The organism is Providencia vermicola (assembly GCF_010748935.1).
Classification (GTDB): Bacteria; Pseudomonadota; Gammaproteobacteria; order Enterobacterales; family Enterobacteriaceae; genus Providencia; species Providencia zhejiangensis.
Map to the genome: position 1 here is coordinate 219,383 of NZ_CP048796.1, position 23,580 is coordinate 242,962.

A 23,580-nucleotide genomic window follows, 5' to 3' on the forward strand; every position below is an offset into this window, starting at 1 on the left:
TTCTCTTATTTTTATTTTGCAATCACAGCTTTATGTTTATAGGCACCTAAGTCATCGACGTACAGCAAACGATAATTTTGGCCTGCAATGACATTCGTTTTAGCGGGCGCTAAAACCTGATCAAAAGGATTAATCATGAGGGAATCCGATAACATTTTCTGACCTTTTCGATCATCAATATTCGCGATGGTGACATAATAAGGGCTATTATTCGTGATAAGGAAACCCCGATTTTCGGCCTTAACAGAAATACTCTCAAGAGCTTCATCCACTCCCGCTTGTAAATGTGTTGGGCGATAGAAAAGCTTAATACGCGTTTTGATCGCAAGCTGCATGGTATTTTTACCTTGCAGATGCTCTGGGGTCGGTGGAATATCTAATATATTTAAATAAAAAACCGATTCGCGATCAGTTGGTAAAGAGGCTGGCAATTTTTTTATACGTAATTGTTGCCCTGCATTACCAGACACTTTCACAACTGGTGGTGAAAGTAAGAAAGGCACATTTGCGGTTTCAGGGGTTGAATCGATATCACCATCATCAATCCATGACTGAACTAAGGCTGGGTCATTCCCATTATTAATTAATTGCACGACTGTTTCGTTATTTTTTTCAGGATAAATAACGCGGGTGCCATTCACAACGATATTAGCAAATGCAGTATGACTACTAATAAGTAAGGATAGAAAGATAAATAATCGCATAATAATCAACTCAGAAATAGCCAAGTTAAAAAGATAACTTGGCTATTTGGGGAAATAATTACAGATATGAAATGGTGTAAGTCACGTTAGAGCTTAAGCTACCGACTCTTGCTGGTAGAGCATTAGTTTTATAGTAATAGATATCTAATGCTAAAGTATCAGTTTTAGAATCATTGCCTTTGATATCAGTCACTAATGGTTGGTTTAATAACAGAGGGATTTGGTCTGTTGTTTTAGTAATAGCGAAACCAACGTTACGAGAAACACTGGTGTCATTTTCATTAACAGTGGTGTTTTGTAGATATTTACCATCAGTAGAAATATTATTTGCAGAAGAGAAATAAATTTTCAATGGAGTATCTGCTACACCGCTAGCAGAAGTACAGTTAGAGAAAGTAAGTGCGACTGTTTTTTTGTTTTTAGTAATAATACCTTGCTCAGTGCCAGCATCTTCAACAGTGATTGGGTTTAATGCAACAGTGAAATCTGCACTTTTACCACCGTTGATAGTACAAGTTGTATCTGTGATCGCGCCACTAAAGTTAATTACACCACCAGCTGCGCTATCAGCAGCCAGTGCTGGTGTAGCAGACAGAATTAATGCTGTAGCAGCCGATAATGCAAATTTGTTATTCATTTTCTTCTCCGAGAAAAGCTGTATATAGGTTAATAACGGTACATAGCGAAGTTTTTAAATTCTATTTAAATAAAAATAGAACGCTAAACTGGCCAGTTAAAAAATATTTATTACCTAAATTCCACGTGTGTTTTTTATTAGCTTCAAAAATCACTATTTCACGAAGAATTTAGACTGCTTCTCACACATTGTAACATTATTTACAACCACCTTTCAATCATTTTTGATAAATCATTGATTTCATCTTTGCTGCAATGATACTTAATAAACTCTGCAAGTTATCCACAGAGCAACACTCAATTTTATTGATGATATTCTTATTATACCAGACATTTTTCATACACTCCCTTGTACGGATAGTTTTCCGACAACTTCATGATTACATATCTTGCGGTTTTGATTATTTTTGCTGCAAGAAATACATACTTCAAACGAAAGGTCTTTATTTGCTGTCTGTATTCTGAAGAGTCCAAGGAATCAAACTTGAACAACAAAAATAGGTTATATGAAAGCATCATCATTTGAAACACGGCTTCATTCGCCCAAAATGACTTTAGCAAGAGATGACCCACCGCCATGTCGTATTTGGCTTCTTTGATATAGTTTTCAGCATTACCACGCTTTTCATAGTATATAACTACTTTTTCAGAAAGCAAGGTAGTATTTGTTACAAAGAAAAAGTAGTCGTATTCGGAACCTTCTAAAAGTGATAATTGTGCTCTTTCTTTTTCTGGTTTCAGTACGCGAGATACGACAAATCTTCTGTCTTTTTCCCATTTAACTAATTTTGTATACAGTTCTGTAGTTTCTCTACCTTCTTCTCCTTTAACGAATACAATTGATGAATTCGTTGCTTGTGAGGTGAGTGTAGAATAACTTTTGGCTTTAATTAAATATTTGCATCCAAGAGATTCTATCGTTTCGATAATTTTTTCATCAAAGTAGCCACTATCCATTCGAAATAAAATTTCTAAATCGTCTGATTTGATGTTAGCAACAATTTCTTTGATCATTTCCGCAGCACCGTTTGCAGTGTAAGTATTGCCACTTCTTACAAATCCGGTAACATATGCTTTTAATTCGTCGCAAAATGCAAATTGGATATTGTAGCATCGGTTTCCCAGTTTCTTAGGATTATATCCTTTTGACGCACCTTCTTGATGACCTTCTACGTTAATTACACTACTATCAATATCAATCGTAATGGATGTCAATTTACTTTTAGTGAGCAGTTTTTTAAAGACTTTAAAATTAATGTCTCTAAACATTTGGGTTGTCTTGAAGTTGAAGTTTCCTAGAAACCGTGACACTGTTTCAGGTTCTTTTACGGAAATATCAAACTCGTTGACGAGGGGATCATTTTGAAGTAGCTTTAGACGTTCTAACTTATCAATGCCAATGAAGTGACCGCAGAGCATGGTCTTTATATGATTCATCTTGATTTTATTTGTTGAGTCATTATCAAATACGAGGTCATTTTCAATAAAATCAAAAATCCCATTGCTTTTTGCATTCTCAAGGAGCAGAAAAAGACCTGCATTTGATGTTAGATTCTTAGCTTTGAAATCAATTTTATTAATCATAATTAGAACCCCTTTTTACTACTTTTCTTACTATTATTTTACCATATATCGAGTCATAAAAGCTGATAATTTAACATATTTTTGAGCACTTTTCTTTCACCCAATGGGTGAAAGCTGAATTTCGAAGGAATGCATATTTATCAAGGCTTTGATTATGCTTTTTGAAGTACTGACGTAGAATCTAGGTATTAATTATGTGAAGTTTAAATAAAAGAAATACAAAACTATGCCTTTTAGTAAAGGAGTTTTTATATTTAGGCTGTATTTAAACTTCAGGGTAATTTGATTTATATCAAATTTGGCTGGACGCTATTATACGTGTAATCATTTGTTTAAAAAGAGGGTAAATATTACTCACATTAGATTTAAAAATTAAATATCGAGATAAGCTCAGAAAAGGTTGCAGATTACGTGTAAAAAGGCGAATTTAGAAATGAGACTGGAGTTTTATTTTGTAAATTTATATATTTCGGCATTATATATATTTTTTATCTATAAAGGTAGGGTTAAAAACTTGTTACCAAGTGTTTCATTCTGTCATTTTATGTTTTTTTATTGATTTTAAATCAAAGTGTTATGTCAAATACTACTTTAGTAGTATTACGTTAATTATATAACTGCATGAAATTTTTCGAAAATTAATATATCAATAATTTTATTTATAACATCTTTTTTATCTTTATAAATGAATTTCTTGGAATAAATTTTTATTCTATTTGATAACAATTCACATTAAGAATAATTGTTAATAAATATATTCACCAGTGAAAATATTTTTTTAACGTAAACAACCGGCTATGAATGAGCAATAATTAAGCAAGCTAAGTTTTTACCTATTAATGTAATAGGCAAAAACGTATTATAACCTTAAGAATAATAAGGTTATATGCGTATGAAGTTGTCGAAATAGCATGACTAACTTCAAATTTATTTTTCAAAAAGCGATGACTAAACTTTTACTTAATTAACTATCGGCAAAAAATCAATTAACTTTATTATTTATTTACTTTTTTCTCTCAATAGTCAGTGAATGAGTCGGGCGCTTTGCACGGTACATTCACTGAAACGTGATGACTTATCATGTATGGCGATAATATAGCCGATAAGTTGAGAGACTTATTTTGAGCAGATCTTATTAAAAATGCTTATATAAGATAATCGGAATAGTATCAATCTCATAATGATTCGTTTGACAATTAATCATTATTGCTTGTTGATGGTCAGAAAAAGCACTCTATTTTGAGTGCTTATGGATGGCGATAAAACTCATAGCGCTGATTTTGGAATAATGCCTTCAAATTCAAGTTTTGGCCGGTTTGGCTCTTCTTCTTTTAAGGGGGATACTTCTTTAAGCGTTTGTTGGCAACGAGCCACTAAGTTTTGATAATCCACAGTACCGCTGCTTTTCCATGCGATTTCTTTTTCCGAGAGGGTGCGTTGCGCTTTGGCTGGCGTGCCCATGATTAAGGTATTATCGGGAAATATCGCCTCTGCTTTTACAAAGGAACAGGCACCCACAATCGAGTTTTCTCCAATGATGGCACCGTCCATGACAACACTATTCATTCCTACTAACGCATTACGTTTGATATGGCAGCCATGCAAAATTGCGCCATGACCAATATGACCATCCTCTTCAATGATCGTATCGTATTGGGGAAAACCATGCATGACACAGTTATCTTGAACGTTGGCACCATCTTTAATAATTAGGCGACCGAAATCCCCCCGTAAACTTGCATTAGGACCAATATAAACATTTTTGCCAATGATGACGTCACCAATGACAACGGCAGTTGGATGAACAAAACTTTCAGGACTGACAACTGGCGTGATGCCGTCTATTTGATAAAAAGGCATATTGAGTTCACTCCTATTTGTTTTTAGCATGACTATGCTGCGATTTCTTTTAAAATACCGCCAAAACGTCGGAAGTAGAGTGTCGTTGGTTGCGGTAATTCTCCTACGGTTGTTTCACATATTTCGCTAACGTATCGTGTTGCGGCCAGCTCAATGCGCTGATAAATATTGATACACAGATTACGTGCTATTTGCCCTTCCCACTGTGCTGGAAGCAGCTCATCAGGTAATAGTGGGTCTTTTAAAATGACTCGGCGGTAAAAGTGGATCAGTAATAAGCGTAGCTGAAAACATTGCTCGGGTGATATTTGCTCATCAGATAATTCTTTCAGCAATAAGGCGAGTGGCCGAAATAGCACAATGAATTGATGGTAGTGTTCAGCAACTTCCTGTAATGACCAGCTATCAGAAACGAGGTTTTTCAGATTTTTTTCTGAACGAGTATAGGGATAATCCGCTCGAAAATAGATCACCTCTTCACTGGCATTGAGCTCACTGAGTAGAGAAGGGATATCACTTTGAGCACTGCTGGGAGCCGCCATTAATGAGGTGCTAAATTGGCCAAACCCTAACCAACTTAACTCTTTTTTTAACCGAGCTTTTTCGTCTTTATCTGCGGCTTCAAGCAGTAATAAATCCCATTTTCCATCCCAATTTGGCTGCTCACTTTGATAGATTTTACTCTCAGCGTGGCGAAATTGGTTTTGCCCACGTTCAGATATTCGATAATAGCTACGGCGACCGATTTTCTCTGCGTCAAGCCAACCTTCTTTTTGTAGACGGAATACAGACGTACGGACAAAGCGATCTGTGAAGCCCATCGGCTCTAGTAATTGGGTTAAGCTACCCAACCATATTTCCCCGCCACGATGGTGCAAGGCATCGCCATACAGCGAGATAATCAGGGATGTTCCACTAATGGGTTGGCTCGTTAGCGCATGCTGTATAAATTGATCAAGTTTAGTTTCCATTTTTTTATTATCCATTGAATATCTGTATCAAAAGCATGAGTGAATAGTAGACAAAAACAGCTGATTTGTCTTCTATTTGCTATACAGAGGCTGACTGTGATAGGAAACTGAGATTGAGGCACTTTTAGGTATTATCCGCAATAAAGTGCCTCAATAAGATGAATTATATGGCAATCCTTGTATCAATGACTCGAGTTGCTTTACCTTGAGAGCGCGGAATATCGCCACAATTAACAATACTAATCTGGGTACTAACACCTACCATTGATTTAATGCGATGCTTAAGATTATGGCAAATATTACAGCGTTCATCATAGTTGAGTATGTCAGGTTGTTTTAATTCAACGCGAATAGCCAAGCTATCCATATTACCTTTACGACTGATTTCGAGTTGATAATGTGGAGATAGCTCTTTGAATTGCATAATTTGCTCTTCGATTTGTGAAGGGAACACATTGACCCCACGAATAATCATCATATCGTCAGAACGACCGGTAATTTTTCCAATACGGCGCATATTGCGATTGATGCCAGGCATTAAATGCGTCAGATCTCGAGTTCGGTAGCGAATAACAGGCATTGCTTCCTTTGTTAAGGTAGTAAATACTAACTCACCTTGATCACCCGGCGAGAGGGCTTGCAGTGTTTCTGGCGAAATAATTTCAGGATAAAAATGATCTTCCCAAATGGTTGGCCCACTTTCTCCCGCATCGGCGCATTCCATGGCAACGCCCGGCCCCATCACTTCGGATAATCCATAGATATCTAAGGCTTTAATTCCTAAACGCGTTTCGATTTCTGTTCTTAATGCTTCTGTCCATGGTTCAGCACCAAATACGCCCAACCTTAGTGAGCACTTACTTGCATCACCGCCCATGATTTTCTCTAGTTCATCAATAATACTTAAGCAGTAAGATGGGGTCACCATGATCACATCAGGTTTGAAATCTGCGATCAACTGAGCTTGTTTCTCTGTTTGTCCTCCCGACATGGGAATCACAGCCGCACCAAGACGTTCAGCGCCATAATGGGCACCAAGACCGCCCGTAAATAAGCCATAACCATAGGCGACGTGGATTTTATCCCCTTTCGTGGCCCCAGCAGAACGGAGACTGCGCGCAATGAGGTCCGCCCAGTTATCAATATCTTGTTGTGTGTAACCGACAACAGTTGGGCGTCCTGTCGTACCTGACGATGCATGGATACGGATGATTTGATCCATTGGTACAGCAAAGGTATCAAATGGATAATTTTCACGTAAATCTTGTTTTGTCGTATAAGGGAATTTTTCGATATCACTGAGTTGCTTGAAATCATCAGGATGAACGCCCGCAGCATCAAATTTTTTGCGATACATTGGCACATTCTCGTAAGCGTGAGTGAGTGTCCACTTCAGTCTAGAGAGTTGCAATGCCTCGATTTCATCTCTTGAAGCAAACTCAATTGGATTAATCATGTGTTGCTGAGTATGGGGTAGTGTGCTCATATTTGCTAGTCCTTATAATTATTGATATCTGCAGGCTTTAAGTCCTTAATGGCGTATTACCGAGTCAGGACGATATATACTTAAAAACTTAAAGTGAGCGCAGTATTAGCCTGAGCAGGTGTAGGGTTTCAGGCTGTTTTTTATGTTTCTACCTATCATCTATCTGATTGAATTTGTATGACTTTAGGTAAACTAGTTACTTAAACTCGTTCAATAATCATGGCGATCCCTTGACCGACACCAATACACATGGTGCATAGGGCAAAACGTCCTTGTCGGCGATGTAACTCATTGGTGGCGGTGATCGCGAGTCTTGCGCCACTCATACCAAGAGGGTGCCCTAATGAAATAGCGCCACCATTTGGGTTAACCTGTGGTGCATCATCCGGTAGGCCTAATCCTCTGAGTACGGCAAGCGCTTGTGCCGCAAAAGCTTCATTAAGTTCAATGACATCCATTTGTTCGATAGTCAGTCCTGCCATTTTGAGAACTTTTTGGGTGGCAGGTAATGGTCCGATCCCCATAAATCTAGGTTCAACACCACAGGTTGCAGTCGCAATAATGCGCGCTCTAGGTGTTAAGCCCTGGGCTTTAGCGACCTCTTGTGAGGCAATTATTAGTGCGGCTGCACCGTCATTAACGCCAGAGGCATTACCCGCGGTCACGGAACCATTTTCACGAAAAGGTGTTTTAAGTTTTTGTAATTGCTCAATTGTCGTTTCTGGGCGAGGGTGTTCATCGGTGGTGATGGTAATATCGCCTTTGCGGTGCTTAATCGTGACCGGTACGATTTCTTGCGCAAACACACCTTTTTGACGTGCTTGTTCAGTACGTTGCTGGCTACGTAAGGCAAACACATCTTGATCTGTTCGGCTAATTTGGTATTTCTCAGCAACGTTTTCTGCTGTTTCGGGCATCGAATGTGTTGAAAACTGTTGGTCCATGAGAGGGTTGATAAAGCGCCAGCCGATAGTAGTATCGAATATTTGAGCCTGTCTCGAAAAGGCAGACTCTGATTTTCCCATGACAAAAGGGGCGCGACTCATTGACTCTACGCCACCAGCAATCATCAGACCCGCTTCGCCAGCTTTGATACTTCTTGCCGCAAACGCAATTGCATCAAGCCCTGAACCACAGAGACGATTGATTGTTGTTCCAGAAATCGATAACGGTAGACCTGCCAATAAGCCCGCCATTCTCGCGACATTGCGATTATCTTCTCCCGCCTGATTGGCACAGCCTAAGATAATGTCATCGGTGATAGACCAATCTAATTGTGGATGCCTTTCCATTAGGGCCTTTAAGGGGAAGACCGCAAGGTCATCAGGGCGCACAGAGGACAGAGCACCACCATAACGGCCAATTGGGGTTCTGATACCATCACAAATAAAGGCATCTTTCATCATGCTTCTCCTGTTAAACGATGACCTAGGCGATGTGCTCGCCCATAAAACCACGCTAAGGTTTTTCCTTGTTGGTTGATAATTTCGACTTCATAGAAGCCTGTCCGTTTGCCTTGATGCTTTACGTGAGCAATGGCAGTTAGCTTGTCGCCTTCAAAGGCCGGTCGGATAAAATCAATAGAGCAACTTGAGGCTACCGCAGCAAGACCATGGCTGTTGCAGGCATAAGCAAAGGCGGTATCAGCGAGACTAAATAGCTGCCCACCATGGCAAGTTTTATGCCCATTTAACATGTGTGATGAAACAGTCATAGAGAGCTGAGCTTCTCCTTCAGAAACGTGTTCTATCGTCATGCCCATTGCTTTTGCGCATGCATCATCACGGTACATAATCTCTGCTGATTGCTGGGCTAATGTCATGGTGATTTGAGAATTCATTGAATCTCCTTAGCGTCTAACCTGCGCGTTCCAGCAACGAGTTGTCGTAGTAAGGGATTGGCTCGATAACGGCCATCGGCATAAAACTGTGAGAGTTGCTCAAGAGTATGAAGAATATGCTGCCAGCCCAATTCAGTCCCCCAAGCGAGAGGGCCTTTAGGATAATTAACCCCATAGCGCATGGCATTATCGGTATCTTCAGGGGTTGCGATCCCTTTGTTAACAACGTCTAAAGCCTCATTGCATAGCATGGCAACGGTTCGCATGGTCAGTAGACCGGGGTAATCAGGTAACACAATGACGTCCTTGTTTAGCGATTGAAAAAAGGCAATGACATTTTGGTTGTCTTGGACGCTGTTTTGCACTGCACAACTTATCGCGATAGTGGTTGCTTTGGCATAGTCAGCCGATAAATCAAATTGCACCATGCTTTGGTTCATTTTTTGCGCGCGCACAGAAGTTAATTCACCATTTGTTAACATGACAATAACATTGTTAACGAAAAGAGTGGGCGGATTAGGGTTATCTATTTTAGATTCTTCGAGAGGGATCCCGTTTTGCTTTAATAATTGCGCAAATTCAGGGAAACTTTGCCAATTGCCGTGTGCTGTCACTGCCGGTGCATGCGGTAAAATGACTTTCTCGGCGATTGTCGCTTGAGTTAAAGGTTTGTTTTCATCGTAATGATAGAAGCCACGACCGGTTTTTCGACCTAAATGGCCCGCTTGTACCAACTCTAATTGTTCAAAGGAGGTTTGAAAGCGAGGATCATAGCCGAATGCTTGGAAAATAGAGTCTGTCACTGCATAGTTGACATCATGACCGATGAGGTCGGTCAATTGTAATGGCCCCATTGAAAATCCACCGGCATCGCGTACAACACTATCGAGTGTTGGCGGATCACCGACTTGCTCTTCAAGTGCACGCATTGTTTCCGCATAGAAAGGACGAGCAACGCGATTAACGATAAAACCCGGTGTTGAACGGCATATAACCGGTGTTTTTCCCCATGATAACGCTAAACTTTTGAGCTGTTCAATGACCGTGTTGGATGTTTCTCGTCCTCGTATCACTTCAACCAGTTTCATGATAGGCGCAGGATTAAAAAAATGCAGTCCAGCAAAGCGCTCTGGGGATTTGAGTTGGCTGGCGATGGCAGTAATGGAGAGTGATGATGTATTACTGGCAAATAGGGTGTTTTTCTGACAAATCGCTTCTAATTCGCTAAAAATCGACTGTTTTATCGCTAATTTTTCGGCGACAGCTTCAATGACTAATTGAGCTGGCGCTAATTCGGCCATAGTATTAACGAGCGTGATACGCGCAAGCAATTGTTTGGTGGCTTGTGCATCAGCTTTGCCTTGTTGAACGCGTTTATTTAGGCGTTCAGTCAACGAGTGCTTTGCTTGCTCCAGCGCTTGCGGGTTGATGTCAAATAACAGTACGGTATGTCCACAGCTCGCAGCGACCTGTGCGATGCCGATACCCATAGTACCAGCACCAATGACAGCCACGGTGTTGAGTATAAGTGTCATATCAGCGTCCTTTAAATTTAGGTTCGCGTTTATTCAAAAAGGCATCGACTCCTTCACGATAGTCTTCACTACGACCACCTAAACGTTGCAAGTCGCGTTCAAGGTCTAGCTGTTGATCTAAGGTGTTGGTTGCCGCGCTGTAGATCGCTTTTTTAATTAGCCCTAAGCCGTAAGTAGGCTGTGTTGCGAGGTGCTGAGCTAATTTATTGACGGTGGCGGACAGGTCTTCATTTTCTGTCACTTGCCAGATCATGCCCCACTGTAGCGCTTGCTCCGCACTGATTTTGTCGCCTAATAATGCCATTCCCATCGCTCTCGCATGTCCAGCTAGGTGCGGTAAAAACCAGCTACCACCTGAATCAGGAACGAGCCCTAAACGACAGAATGATTGAATAAAACTGGCATTCTTGGCGGCAATAACGATATCTCCTGCTAAAGCAATAGCAGCACCGGCTCCAGCTGCAACACCATTAACTGCACAGATAATCGGTTTGGGTAAGCGGGTTAGCCGACGGATCAGTGGGTTATAAAAAGTCTCAACGGAATAACCTAAATCAGGAGCTTCGGCACCTACGGAGACATTACGATCGTTTAGATCTTGTCCAGCACAGAAACCCCGGCCTGCGCCTGTAATCACTAAACAGCGTACGGTGTCATCACGTTCAGCAATTTTTATGGCATCACTTAGCTGGTGGTGCATTTCATCATTAAAGCTATTAAGCCTATCAGGACGGTTCAATGTGATGGTGAACACGCCATTTTCCAATGTGGTCAGTATGCTTGGGCTGTTTGGCATTTTATTGTCCTGTAAATTTCGGCTGTCGTTTTTCAAAGAAGGCTGCAATACCTTCTCGTCGGTCATCAGTACCTGCTAAGCCGACAAAATATTGGCGCTCAAGCTGTAAACCATCAGTCAGTGATATTTCTTGAGCGGAATTAATGGCTGCTTTAGCGGCTTTCATCGCGAGTGGTGCATGGTTTGCAATGCGTTGCGCAAGCTTTTGTGCATATTCAAGGGTCAGCCCATCTACACAGATTTGGCTAATTAACCCAGCTTGTAAGGCGCGATGCGCGTTGATCGCCTCTCCGGTGAGGACCATTTGCATTGCTAGGGATTTACCAACACTCTTAATTAAGCGCTGCGTTCCCCCTGCACCAGGTATTAACCCGAGAGTGATTTCTGGCAGGCCAAAGCGGGCCGTTTCACCGGCAATTACGACATCACTGGCTAGCACTAACTCGAAACCTGCCCCGAGGGCATAACCGTTTACAGCGGTCACTATCGGTTTGGATATCTGAGAAAACCGACGCCAAACTAAAGGTCGTTTATCGGTAATGGCGGTTGCAACAGTTTGTTGTTGAAGCTCTTTAAGGTCGGCACCCGCGGCAAAAAAACGTGGGTTGCCCGTAATAACGATCGCCCCTATTTGCGGGTCTCTATCGGCATGTTCTAAATGTTCGACCAGTAGCTCAAGGCAATCGGTGCTCAGGGCATTACGAACTTCAGGTCGATTTAGCGTCAACGTTAAAACGCGGTGTGCTGTATGGCTTAGGATCCAATCAGTTTGCATATGGCCCCCTACACATCAAAGTCGAGAACGACGCCATCGCCTTTCGGCCACGCTTGGCAGCTAAGAATGTAGCCGTCCGCGATTTGATCGGGTTCAAGGCTATAATTGACACCCATTTCAACGTCGCCAGATTTAAGCTTGCATTTGCACGTTGCGCAAACCCCACCTTTACAGGCGTAAGGTAAGTCTGCGCCTTGGCGTAGCGCGGCGTCGAGAATACTATCGTCTTGACTGTCCATATTGATTGTCATGGTGCGACCATCAAGGTGAATGCTGACTTGGCGGCTGTCTGTCGATAAAGCGGCAGATGGGCGAAACTTCATATTAGAGGTATTGAAACGTTCGCTATGGATATGCTCTGGTTTCATGCCACATTCTGATAATGCCGATTGAACATCATCCATCATAGCCTCTGGACCACAGACAAAAGCGCGATCAAATTGTTGAAAGTTAAGTAATGTTTTACCTAATGCAACTAATTGGGGTTTATTGATTCGGCCACTGAGCAGCTGGCTATCTTGTTGCTCTTGGCTGAACAAGTAGAGCACTTGGAATCGTTCGGCATATTGGTTTTTAAGATCAGCAATGCTTTCTTTAAACATCACGGAACGGCTATTTTTATTACCATAAATTAAGGTGAAACGGCTGTTTGGTTCGGTTTGTAATGTTGATTTAATGATCGATAAAAGGGGGGTAATCCCTGAACCCGCTGCAACGGCAAGGTAACGAGCTTGGGTGGTCACTTTAGGTAAATAACCAAATTTTCCTTGTGGAATCATCACATCAAGGCAGTCACCAACATGAAGTTGCTGATTAATGAAATTGGAAAAACGCCCTTCATGAATCGCTTTCACCCCAATTTTTAAAACGCCCTCATCGGGGGAACTGCAAATGGAGTAGCAGCGGCGTAAATCCTCGCCATTGACTAACGCTTTGAGGGTTAAGTGCTGGCCTGGGTGGTAACGGTACTGTTCGCGTAATTCGTCAGGGACACTAAAGGTCACAGCAACCGCATCTGCGGTGTCACGTTCAATAGCGGCAATACTTAAACGATGAAATACAGTCATGAGTGTGCCCTTAAATACATTTAAAATAATCAAAAGGTTCAAAGCATTCGAGACAGCGATATAACGCTTTACAGGCTGTAGAACCGAATTCGCTAATTTTTTCTGTCTGTTGGCTGTTACAGCGTGGGCAGCAGATTGGCCCCGATTTTTCAGGATGTTCACAGGATTTTCCTGCGGGGGGCGCGATACCAAATTCACGTAAACGTTGTTTGGCATCTTGGTTCATCCAATCTGTTGTCCAAGCGGGTGTTAGCACTACATCGATTTCTACATTGGCAAATCCTGCATGCGCTAAAACGGTTTTAATTTCGTTGATTAAAAATTCTGTTGCTGGGCAACCTGAATAGGTCGGTGTAAACATGACTTTCCATCCGTAGGAAGTCGCAACAACATTGCGGATCATGCCGAGATCAGTAATGGAGAGTGCAGGTAACTCAGGATCGGGTATTTGCTGCAATTGCTGCCAGATCTGATGAATTTGTGGAGGTTGTAGTCCTCCAATTTGCATACTCTGTTCCATTACATCACCACTCACAATTTGGGTAAGCACGCTGGACAAACTGTAGTTCGGTGAGAAGGATGCCCAAATGCTCGGTGTGAAGACCTTGTTTGCCACCTAAACGGTAGGCATTTTGATCTGGAATGCTCAGGGTTGCCTGATCGAAAATGTCAGTGACTGTCGCGAGCCATTGTTCATGTAATGTGCGAGGATCGACCGCTATTCCCGTTTTGGCTAACGCAATTTCAATGTCATCTGCATGAAATAATTCACCTGTAAATCGCCATAATTGGTTGACGGATTGTTGAATTTTTTGGTGACTCACTTCGCTACCGTCGCCTAAACGGATCATCCAGTTACTGCTGAATCGCAAGTGATAAAGCACTTCTTTTAACGATTTTTCAGCAATCGCGGATAGCTGCTCGTCCCTACTGTGAATTAAGGCTTGGTACAGAGGAACATGATAGGCATCCATAAAAAATTGGCGCACTAACGTGTCGTTGAAGCCTCCATTAGGCTGTTCAACCAACAGTAGGTTGCAGAACTCACGTTCATCTCGGTGGAAGGCAATTTTGTCTTCATCATCGAATTTATCGTCTGATAGGGTGGCGGCGTATGCTAAAAAGTTTCTCGCTTGGCCCAATAAATCGAGCCCAATGTTAGATAATGCGAGGTCGATTTCCAGTTCTGGGGCATGACCACACCATTCACATAAACGTTGCGCAAGAATCAATGATGTATCGCCTTGTCTTAAAACATATTGTTTGAGTACTTCATGTTGGTTCATATCCGTCACCTCACATATTCTTGATACCATCAGGGATGGTGTAAAAAGTCGGGTGGCGATAAATTTTGCTATCAGCGGGATCAAAGAAGGCGCTCTTATCTTCAGGTTGTGAGGCGATAAGGTGTGTGGCTTTTACGACCCAGACGGAGCATCCTTCACTACGGCGAGTGTAAGCATCCCGTGCATTTTCGAGAGCCATTTGGTCATCTGCGGCATGTAGGCTTCCGACATGACGATGTGCAAGCCCTTGTTTGCTACGAACAAAAACTTCATATAATGGCCAATCTTGATTGCTCATGATCTTTTCCTTTTTTATTTTGTACTAAGCAGCAGACTTAACAGCTTTGCGTTTTTGGCTGTGTGCCATGGCACCTTCACGCACCCATGCGCCATCTTCCCAAGCCTTACGCTTGGCATTAACACGTTCGTAATTACAGATCCCTTCGCCTTTGATCACTTGATAGAACTCTTCCCAATTGATTTCACCGAAACGATAATGCCCAAGCGCCTCATCCCATTGCAGATCAGGGTCAGGAATGGTCATACCGAGGGCTTCGACTTGTGGCACCGTGTTATCAACAAATTTCTGGCGTAGCTCATCGTTACTAAATCTTTTGATTTTCCACGCCATACTCTGTGCACTGTGTGGGGAGTCGCTGTCATTAGGGCCGAACATCATGAGAACTGGCCACCAAAAGCGATTAATTGCATCTTGCAGCATGGCTTTTTGTTCGGCAGTTCCGTTGGCCAGTACGGTGACGGCTTCATAACCTTGGCGTTGATGGAAACTTTCTTCTTTACAAATTTTCACCATGGCGCGTGCGTAAGGGCCGTATGATGCTCGACATAGCGCAACTTGGTTAACAATGGCCGCACCATCAACCAGCCAGCCAATGACGCCGACATCTGCCCAGTTCAGGGTGGGATAATTGAAGATTGATGAGTATTTCATTTTGCCGTCGAGCATCTTTTGATAGATATCTTGGCGTGAACATCCCAAGGTTTCCGCGGCGCTATATAGGTAAAGGCCGTGTCCCGCTTCGTCTTGAATTTTTGCTAATAAAATGGCCTTACGCCGCAATGTGGGGGCGCGAGTTAACCAATTCGCTTCAGGCAACATACCAATCACTTCTGAGTGTGCATGCTGTCCCACTTGGCGGATCAGATTTTGCCTGTAAGCATCGGGCATCCAATCTTTTGGCTCAATGTTAATGTCGGCTTCGATTTTGGCCTCGAAGTTTGCCTGATTTTGCTCATTCATTGTTTTCTTCATCCAAGTGATTCGAATTAAATAATTTAAAAATAAAAAATGAATCATAAATATTTAACATTAATGCTAGGAATCGTTAACAATAAAATCAATGCTGTTTATTCTTCTTTTGCGATGGGCTTCACAGTTGATTTTATTTTATTGTTGATAAACATATAGTTAAATTTATTGTCTTTTGTGTGGTTTTTGTTTTTTCATGGATTTTTGATCTGATTTGTTTTTGATTTGTTAAATTTCAAGTGGCGTCTATCATTGATGTTGTGATACATATTTATAATATGTCTATTTTTGTTTGTTTTTATTTGGAGAGATGTCATGCAGCAATTAACGAGTTATATAACGGGGAAATGGTTATATGGTGAAGGTGAAGGCCGCAAAATTTACCATGCGTTGACTGGGCAGGCGTTATATGAGGTCACAACAGAGGGTTTGCCTTTAGTTGATTGCCTTGATTATGGGCGCAAAAAAGGGGGTGATGCCTTATCTGCTATGACATTCCAGCAGCGTGGGCAGATGTTAAAGGCAGTAGCAAAACATTTGTTAGCGCATAAAGCATCTCTTTATGAAATTTCAGCGCAAACAGGAGCGACTAAGGCGGATAGTTGGGTCGATATCGAAGGGGGAATTGCGACGTTGTTTTCCTTTGCTGGATTGGCAAATCGAGAATTACCGGATGATACCCTTTGGCCTGAAGATGACATGATCCCATTATCGAAACAAGGGCAGTTTATTGCGCGGCATATTTTAACGTCTCGCCATGGTGTCGCACTGCATATCAATGCCTTTAACTTCCCATGTTGGGGGATGCTAGAAAAATTAGCGCCAACATGGTTAGCAGGTATGCCAGCGATTATTAAACCTGCGACTGCTTCAGCACAAGTGACACATGCAATGGTTCGTTTAATTGTTGAGAGTGGCTTAGTGCCTGAAGGGGCGATTCAGCTAATTTGTGGCGGTGTTGGTGATATGTTTGAACATTTAGATTTTGAAGATGTGGTGACATTCACAGGCTCGGCAGCAACAGGACAAAAATTAAAATCACATCCTCGACTACGTGAAAAATCAATACCTTTTACTATGGAGGCGGATTCGCTGAACTGCGCCATTCTTGGTGTTGATGTGACCGCACAGCAACCTGAATTTCCACTATTTATTAAAGAAGTGGCGCGAGAAATGACGGTAAAGGCGGGCCAAAAATGTACGGCAATTCGTCGTATCCTTGTGCCAAAAACACAATTAGAAGCGGTTAAACAGGCCTTATTACAGCGTTTATCAGGGGTAACGATGGGGGATCCGGCTGTTGAGGGCGTCCGCATGGGGGCGTTAATCAATCTGGAACAGCGTGAAGATGTTCACCAAAAAGTCATGTACTTGCAGCAAAATGGTTGTGAGTTGCTGTGTGGTGGGAGTATGGAAAACCTAGATGTTATAGGGGCTGATAGCCAAAAAGGCGCGTTTTACCCACCGACATTACTGTATTGTGCGGATCCCTACACTCATCAAGCGGTACATGAAACAGAAGCGTTTGGGCCGGTAGCAACACTGATTGGTTATGAAACCAGTGAACAGGCGGTTGAGTTAGCCATTATGGGAGGCGGAAGCCTTGCGGGAACCTTAGTGACGGCAGATTCATCGGTAGCTCAAGATGTTATTCGCAAGAGTGCGAGAGCGCATGGCCGAATGTTGGTGTTAAATGAAGCGGCGGCAGCTGAATCGACCGGACATGGCTCCCCATTACCTCTATTAGTTCATGGTGGCCCAGGGCGTGCGGGGGGTGGAGAAGAACTCGGAGGACTAAGAGCAGTAAAACATTATATGCAGCGAACAGCGATTCAAGGCAGCCCGTCCATGCTGACCTCAATCACGAAGCAGTGGGTCCGTGGCTCGGATGTTATTACCGACCCTGTACACCCCTTTAGGAAGTATTTTGAGGATTTAGTGATTGGCGATACTTTACTGACAGCGAGACGTACGGTATCAGAAGCCGACCTAGTCAACTTTGCGTGTTTAAGTGGCGACCATTTTTATGCGCATATGGATAAAATTGGTGCGGCACAGTCATTGTTTGGTGAACGTGTCGCTCATGGTTATTTTGTCGTATCGGCGGCGGCAGGTTTATTTGTCGATGCTGCTGTTGGCCCAGTGATTGCCAACTATGGGATGGAAAACCTACGCTTTATTGAGCCAGTCAAAATCGGAGATACAATTCAAGTACGTTTAACCTGTAAGAAGAAAATTAAAAAGGCACAAAAAACGGCGGAGGATAAGCCAAATGGTGTGGTTGAATGGGATGTTCAAGTGTTTAATCAAAATAACGCCGCGGTTGCCTTGTATAGCATTCTAACATTGGTTGAACGTCGAGAAGGGGATTTCGCACAGTAGATTTGGCATGAAGGATGAAATGCGTGTCTTTTTATTGATTTTCTGTTTTGATGGAAAAAACCGCCATAAAAATAATAGGGGATCATATGAAGACACATCATCAATCGGTATACCAACAATTTGACGAGCAAGCGGCTGCTTATTTAACGAGCCAAGTGCATGCACAAGGCGAAGATTTACACGCCTTACAGCAGTTGCTTCAGGAAAACGCTGAGGCAACTGTTCTCGATCTTGGCTGTGGTGCTGGGCATGCCAGTTTTTCGGTTGCGCCTTTTGTGGACTCTGTCACCGCCTATGATTTGTCGGATTCTATGCTTTCTGTTGTCGCGGCGACAGCCCAAGAACGGGCACTGCATAATATTAAAACATGTCAGGGAACGGTAGAATCATTGCCTTTCGAGGATAATCGTTTTGATATTGTTATTAGTCGTTATTCCGCGCACCATTGGCATGATGTTGGTCGAGCTTTGCGTGAAGTGCATCGTGTCTTAAAGCAAGGTGGCCGAGCGGTGTTTATTGATGTTGTTTCACCGGGGCATCCACTATTAGATATTTACTTACAAACCGTTGAAGTATTACGTGATACCTCACATATTCGTGATTACTCTGTTGGTGAATGGACTGCGATGTTTAATCATGCACAGTTGTTTGTACGTACGGTGAAAAGTTTTCGTCTTGAATTGGAGTTTACCAGTTGGGTGGAACGGATGAGGACACCGCCGCCGTTAGTTGACGCAATCCGTCAATACCAAATGACACTCAGTGATGAGGCAAAGAACTATTTTATGGTACAAGAAAATGGTTCTTTCACCTCCGATGTTATGCTGTTTGAATGTTTACGTCCATGAATGACTTGGTAATAAATTGCGCTTGGTTGAGTTGGCTAAGCGCATGATTGACAGCAAAAATCTCACCTCTTACTTCAGGCACGCCAAATGATTTTAATCGTGCGCTGTGTTTTTCTAAGTAGGCTTGCGCCTGTTCTTGTGAGTTAAACAAGTAAATACCGCCAGCTTGCTGTGTTGCGGGGTTTTCTGTCCATATTTTCCAAATGAATCCTGGCTCCTCATTGATCGATTTGGCTAACGTTTCCATCGCATTGGCCATGTCCTGTCCCCAAGGGCCTTGGTAAGGAAAGTCCACTTGTAAAATCACCGGCATAACGACTCCTATTTGAATTTTTTATTTTATTAATTATTGGACAGTATAATCCTTAACTTAAATTATTACTTTGATCATTAATGGTTTTTATACTGTCATTTTTTCCTGCCTCGAAAGCCGCTAGAGTGGCTAAACGAGCCTGTTTGTGATCAACAATGGGGGCAGGATAGTCTAAGGTTAGGTTATTCGCCTCAGCCCACTCATGAGGAGTATGAATATATTTGTCCGGTACTGAACTTAATTCGGGTAACCACTGGCGAATAAATTCACCCTGAGGGTCAAATTTCTTTCCTTGTGTTGTCGGATTAAAGATACGGAACCATGGTTGCGCATCTGTCCCCGTGGACGCTGACCATTGCCAACCACCATTATTGGCGGCAAGCGTGCCATCAATCAGTTGTTGCATAAAGTATCGCTCACCAAGGCGCCAGTCTATGAGCAAATCTTTCACTAAAAAGCTAGCAGTGATCATTCTTAGGCGATTATGCATCCAACCGGTGGCGTTAAGCTGACGCATTGCGGCATCGACGATAGGATAGCCTGTTTGTCCATTTTGCCATGCATTTAGGTCCGTATTGTTCGTGTTCCACTGAATATATGTTGTCCACTCAATAAAAGGCTGGTGGCGGCACAAGCGGGGGAATGCGACCAATAAATGATGATAAAATTCACGCCATATCAGTTCATTGAGCCATGTAAATGCACCACTATCAGGTGAATCGAAAACATGCGGGTTTTCAGCAAGCAATCGATTTAAACATTGTCGTGGTGAGAGAACACCTATCGCTAAGTAAGGCGATAATTGGCTGGTTCCATCAATAGCAGGAATATCACGCTGTTGCTGATAGTGTTGGACCTTAGTACGGCAAAATTGCCGTAGTTGCTGCAATGCAGCAGCTTCTCCAGCCGGAAAAGGGGGCGCAATATCCACCGCGTGATGCTCAAACAGGGGTTGTGATAGCGTCTGGATCTTCAGTGCGTTATCTCTTGGCTTAGGGGCTGCCAAAGAGCGAAAATCCGCCGTTATCAACTGACTAATAAAGGCTCGGCGAAAAGGTGTGTATACCTGATACATTTCACCTTTTTGATTGGTGACTGATTGAGGCGCTAATAAGAGTGCGTCATCGAACGTGTGGACATGAAAAGGTAATGTTTGTTTTAACAACCATTCATCGCGCTTACGTTCGTTCAATTCATATTGACGGTTGAAATAGAGGTGATCGGCCTGTTGCTGTTGTGCAAACTCGACGACCCAGTGTGCTGCACTTGAAAAATCAGCGACTGTCTGACAAATCAAGGGGATGCCTAGCTTCGCCAGTGAGTCGCGTAGCGCAAGCAGATTTTGGTGTAAGAACGTGATTTGTCGGGAAGAAAGGTCATGTGCCCGCCATTGTTCCGGTGTTGCAGTAAACAAGGCGAGCACTTTAGCCTCGGGATCAGCACAAGCAGAAGACAGGGCTTTATTATCGGTGACTCTCAGATCATGACGAAACCAGACCAAATGACAAGCCTGTTTCTTGACCATCTTCTGCTCCTTTGCCTTACATAGACTTAGTCTAATTTAGGGTGCTGATTAATTAACGATTGGCGTTTTTTCTCAAGTTCTGCAATCTGTTGTTCAATATCTTCAACCTTCTGTTCAATATTGTCATAGTGCTCACTTAAGATTTCTTTTGCTTCAGCCTTATCTGATGCAGCCGGTGTCGCGCCTCTCAGTGGTTTATTTGCTGTTTCTGGCATTTTAATCCCAGTGTACAAGCCTATCAGCGCGATAACCATCAAATAAAAGGCTGGCATATACAGGTTGTTGGTGGATTCAACTAACCAAGCCGCGACGGTTGGTGTCGCACCGGCAATCAATACCGAGATATTAAATGCGATCGCGAGAGCACTGTAACGAATATGAGTTGGGAAAATGGCGGGTAAAATAGATGCCATCACGCCAGTAAAACAATTAAGTAAAACGGCTAAAATCAGTAAACCAACGAAGATCAAACCCACAGAACCGCTGTCAATCAGCATAAAGGCAGGATAGGCTAAAATAATCAGGCCTAAGCTTCCCGCTATCACAAATGGGCGACGACCTATTTTATCGCTGGTTAAGCCAATAATAGGCTGAACAAATAACATACCAATCATAATTGCAATAATGATAAGCACACCATGGTCAGCTGAATAATTCATGTTATGCGATAAGTAACTTGGCATATAGGTCAGCAACATATAGTAAGTCACGTTAGTTGCGATAACCAGCCCCACACAGATCATTAAGCTCTTCCAGTACTTTGTTACCACTTCACGGAAAGACACTTTTGGTGGGTTTTGAATATTGGCTTTATCTTGTTTTTCCAGTGTTTCAACATGTTGTTGGAATGCTGGCGTCTCTTCAAGCGCATGACGCAAATATAACCCAATGATACCCAGTGGCAATGCTAAGAAGAATGGAATTCTCCAACCCCAATCATGAAAATTTTCTTCTCCGACAATGCTCGAAATCAGGACGACGACACCAGCCCCTAATACGAAGCCAGCAATAGAACCAAAGTCTAACCAACTTCCCATAAAGCCGCGTTTTCGGTCGGGTGAATATTCGGCAACAAAGATGGCTGCACCTGAATATTCTCCACCAACGGAGAAGCCTTGAGCGAGTTTCGCTAACAGCAGCAGAATGGGAGCCCAAATACCAATACTTTCATAGGATGGGATCAAACCAATCGCGAACGTACTGATCGACATAATAATAATGGTGATCGCCAAGACTTTTTGTCGGCCGTATTTATCACCTAAGATCCCGAAAACAACACCGCCTAAAGGCCTAACGAGAAAAGGCACGGAAAACGTTGCCAATGCGGCAATCATCTGAACGCTCGGTGATGCGCCAGGGAAGAAAACTTGACCAAGTACATAAGCTAAGAAGCCATATACACCAAAATCAAACCACTCCATCGCATTACCCAGCGAAGCCGCTGTAATGGCTTTTTTCAATTTCCCATCATCAATGATAGTAATATCATTAATATTTAATGGTTTTTCTTTTTTCTTTCTGAATTTCATGGAACCATCCTCTTATCTGAATCTCGGAACATAAGGAACTGCATTCATGATGTGTGTGGCGTCCATATCTCTACAGCTAACCTGGGTAAGATAAACAGAGAGACTGTTATATTAGAATAGTCGTTATCTATAGAATGCATAAATATTTTATTAATCACCTGTAGAAATCATCAATATGAATAGCGTGTTATATCCGATTACTAAGACAATTAGGGGAAAATCACCGCTAATAATTGTGAAGAGACGAACGAAGAAGCGGAAAGAATAGCGAGTTATTTTGTTGTTGTGTATTTTTTAAATAAAGCAAAACATGTACCTTTAGGTAACCTTACATAGCGACTAATAATACAATAATATCGAATAAATGTAAAACGTTAGTCTTTTATGCTACTTTTTGTGGTGTTATTAACTTTTTAATCTCGCAATGAGTGCTTAATTAGGGGTGGTATTTATGCTGTTGTTTTATAAAGAAAAAATAAGTGTGAATTCGACTTTGTTATATACGGTTTTTCGCCTTCCATTTGCAGATAATAAAATCCTGAGATAAGCCGACATCAATCATTCTGTGTTGAAAACAAAAGCCCGTTAAAATACCTTCAGGGTTATCTGATTATTTGGCAGGTTATTGCGTTGAATAATGAGCTGATAGGAAAATGGTATAAAGATAAAAAGCGTGACTAGCTGTTCTTTCTATTTGTGTCACAGTGAGTGGTCCTTTTGACCACCCTGAATGATTCAGCTTATATATTATCAGTCTGCTTATTCTACATTAGGTTGAATGAATATTGCTGGAATATTGCAGTATCATGACCATTGTGGCAATCGTCGATAATATTCATGTTTCAATAATTCCCAGCAAAATGAAAAGTGAAGGGGCATTTTATTTTTAGGATGACTAAGGGGCTGTTTTCAATTCGTGATGATAGCCAATAGGAACCTTATATAATCTTATTTCGATTTGTTGTTAAGTTATTGTTAATGCGGTTTATTTTTGTTATTTCATCTTTTCGCTATATTTAATTTATTCTGTATCCAGACTCTTCTTTTGATATTAGTGGATGATTATCCTGTTCTTACTAGCGATGGGTTTTCGCTGGTATGAACAGCAGATTTAATTAGTTACACTAAGTTAAGTAAATATACATTGGTTTAATAATGATGAAGTGTCACAGC

At 42.0% G+C, this 23,580-nt stretch carries 21 protein-coding genes; 2 read left to right on the plus strand and 19 right to left on the minus strand.

Features of this window, described 5'->3' with window-relative positions:
• Positions 1-11: 11 nt before the first annotated feature.
• The 16 genes from G3341_RS00930 to paaA all read right to left on the minus strand — a co-directional run bounded on the left by G3341_RS00930 (position 12) and on the right by paaA (position 15,801).
• The gene (locus tag G3341_RS00930; RefSeq protein ID WP_154623244.1) at positions 12-704 is read right to left on the minus strand and encodes a fimbrial biogenesis chaperone; all 693 of its coding nucleotides are present in this window, start codon (positions 702-704) and stop codon (positions 12-14) included.
• 58 nt (positions 705-762) lie between these two features.
• Positions 763-1,341 carry a fimbrial protein gene (locus tag G3341_RS00935; RefSeq protein WP_154623243.1) on the minus strand — a complete coding sequence of 193 codons (579 nt, stop codon included), beginning with the start codon at positions 1,339-1,341 and terminating at the stop codon, positions 763-765.
• 320 nt (positions 1,342-1,661) lie between these two features.
• Entirely contained in the window at positions 1,662-2,924 is a 1,263-nt protein-coding gene (locus G3341_RS00940; RefSeq protein ID WP_000608644.1) for an IS1380-like element ISEcp1 family transposase, read from the minus strand.
• A 1,266-nt stretch (positions 2,925-4,190) separates the two neighbouring features.
• Positions 4,191-4,784, minus strand: a complete 594-nt coding sequence (gene paaY / locus G3341_RS00945) for a phenylacetic acid degradation protein PaaY (protein WP_163860510.1) — start codon at positions 4,782-4,784, stop codon at positions 4,191-4,193.
• 32 nt (positions 4,785-4,816) lie between these two features.
• Positions 4,817-5,755, minus strand: a complete 939-nt coding sequence (gene paaX / locus G3341_RS00950) for a phenylacetic acid degradation operon negative regulatory protein PaaX (RefSeq protein WP_154622250.1) — start codon at positions 5,753-5,755, stop codon at positions 4,817-4,819.
• Between the two features lie 163 nt (positions 5,756-5,918).
• Positions 5,919-7,241, minus strand: a complete 1,323-nt coding sequence (gene paaK / locus G3341_RS00955; RefSeq protein ID WP_154622249.1) for a phenylacetate--CoA ligase PaaK — start codon at positions 7,239-7,241, stop codon at positions 5,919-5,921.
• 200 nt (positions 7,242-7,441) lie between these two features.
• Positions 7,442-8,644, minus strand: coding sequence for a 3-oxoadipyl-CoA thiolase (pcaF, locus tag G3341_RS00960; protein ID WP_154622252.1), 1,203 nt, complete (start codon positions 8,642-8,644; stop codon positions 7,442-7,444).
• Entirely contained in the window at positions 8,644-9,081 is a 438-nt protein-coding gene (gene paaI / locus G3341_RS00965) for a hydroxyphenylacetyl-CoA thioesterase PaaI (protein ID WP_163860511.1), read from the minus strand. Before paaI ends, pcaF begins: the two co-directional genes overlap by 1 nt.
• Complete coding sequence (locus G3341_RS00970; protein ID WP_163860512.1) at positions 9,078-10,616, minus strand: 3-hydroxyacyl-CoA dehydrogenase; 1,539 nt, start codon at positions 10,614-10,616, stop codon at positions 9,078-9,080. The genes paaI and G3341_RS00970 overlap by 4 nt, the downstream gene beginning before the upstream one ends.
• A 1-nt stretch (position 10,617) precedes the next feature.
• Positions 10,618-11,412 carry a 2-(1,2-epoxy-1,2-dihydrophenyl)acetyl-CoA isomerase PaaG gene (gene paaG, locus G3341_RS00975; RefSeq protein WP_163860513.1) on the minus strand — a complete coding sequence of 265 codons (795 nt, stop codon included), beginning with the start codon at positions 11,410-11,412 and terminating at the stop codon, positions 10,618-10,620.
• Position 11,413: 1 nt separating this feature from the next.
• Positions 11,414-12,187 (minus strand): 2,3-dehydroadipyl-CoA hydratase PaaF, encoded by a 774-nt coding sequence (gene paaF / locus G3341_RS00980; protein ID WP_163860514.1) that lies wholly within the window; start codon positions 12,185-12,187, stop codon positions 11,414-11,416.
• Positions 12,188-12,195: 8 nt separating this feature from the next.
• The gene (gene paaE, locus G3341_RS00985) at positions 12,196-13,254 is read right to left on the minus strand and encodes a 1,2-phenylacetyl-CoA epoxidase subunit PaaE (RefSeq protein WP_154622244.1); all 1,059 of its coding nucleotides are present in this window, start codon (positions 13,252-13,254) and stop codon (positions 12,196-12,198) included.
• Between the two features lie 10 nt (positions 13,255-13,264).
• The gene (paaD, locus tag G3341_RS00990; protein ID WP_163860515.1) at positions 13,265-13,774 is read right to left on the minus strand and encodes a 1,2-phenylacetyl-CoA epoxidase subunit PaaD; all 510 of its coding nucleotides are present in this window, start codon (positions 13,772-13,774) and stop codon (positions 13,265-13,267) included.
• 4 nt (positions 13,775-13,778) lie between these two features.
• Complete coding sequence (gene paaC / locus G3341_RS00995) at positions 13,779-14,540, minus strand: 1,2-phenylacetyl-CoA epoxidase subunit PaaC (protein WP_163860516.1); 762 nt, start codon at positions 14,538-14,540, stop codon at positions 13,779-13,781.
• Positions 14,541-14,550: 10 nt separating this feature from the next.
• Positions 14,551-14,838 carry a 1,2-phenylacetyl-CoA epoxidase subunit PaaB gene (paaB, locus tag G3341_RS01000; RefSeq protein ID WP_154622241.1) on the minus strand — a complete coding sequence of 96 codons (288 nt, stop codon included), beginning with the start codon at positions 14,836-14,838 and terminating at the stop codon, positions 14,551-14,553.
• Between the two features lie 24 nt (positions 14,839-14,862).
• Positions 14,863-15,801: a 1,2-phenylacetyl-CoA epoxidase subunit PaaA gene (gene paaA / locus G3341_RS01005; protein WP_154622240.1), complete on the minus strand. Its 939-nt coding sequence runs from the start codon at positions 15,799-15,801 to the stop codon at positions 14,863-14,865.
• Positions 15,802-16,125: 324 nt separating this feature from the next.
• Between paaA and paaZ the strand changes: the two genes are divergently transcribed.
• Complete coding sequence (gene paaZ / locus G3341_RS01010) at positions 16,126-18,192, plus strand: phenylacetic acid degradation bifunctional protein PaaZ (protein WP_154622239.1); 2,067 nt, start codon at positions 16,126-16,128, stop codon at positions 18,190-18,192.
• An 86-nt stretch (positions 18,193-18,278) separates the two neighbouring features.
• Positions 18,279-19,040: a class I SAM-dependent methyltransferase gene (locus G3341_RS01015; RefSeq protein ID WP_163860517.1), complete on the plus strand. Its 762-nt coding sequence runs from the start codon at positions 18,279-18,281 to the stop codon at positions 19,038-19,040.
• Here the strand turns inward: G3341_RS01015 and G3341_RS01020 are convergent.
• The 3 genes from G3341_RS01020 to proP are packed head-to-tail and all read right to left on the minus strand — an operon-like array spanning position 19,012 to position 22,407.
• Positions 19,012-19,353, minus strand: coding sequence for a monooxygenase (locus tag G3341_RS01020; protein WP_154622237.1), 342 nt, complete (start codon positions 19,351-19,353; stop codon positions 19,012-19,014). The two genes, G3341_RS01015 and G3341_RS01020, sit on opposite strands and share 29 nt — an antisense overlap.
• Positions 19,354-19,405: 52 nt before the next feature.
• Entirely contained in the window at positions 19,406-20,878 is a 1,473-nt protein-coding gene (gene phrB, locus G3341_RS01025) for a deoxyribodipyrimidine photo-lyase (RefSeq protein WP_163860518.1), read from the minus strand.
• 26 nt (positions 20,879-20,904) lie between these two features.
• On the minus strand, positions 20,905-22,407 hold the full coding sequence (gene proP, locus G3341_RS01030; protein WP_163860519.1) for a glycine betaine/L-proline transporter ProP: 1,503 nt from the start codon (positions 22,405-22,407) through the stop codon (positions 20,905-20,907).
• Positions 22,408-23,580 lie beyond the last annotated feature (1,173 nt).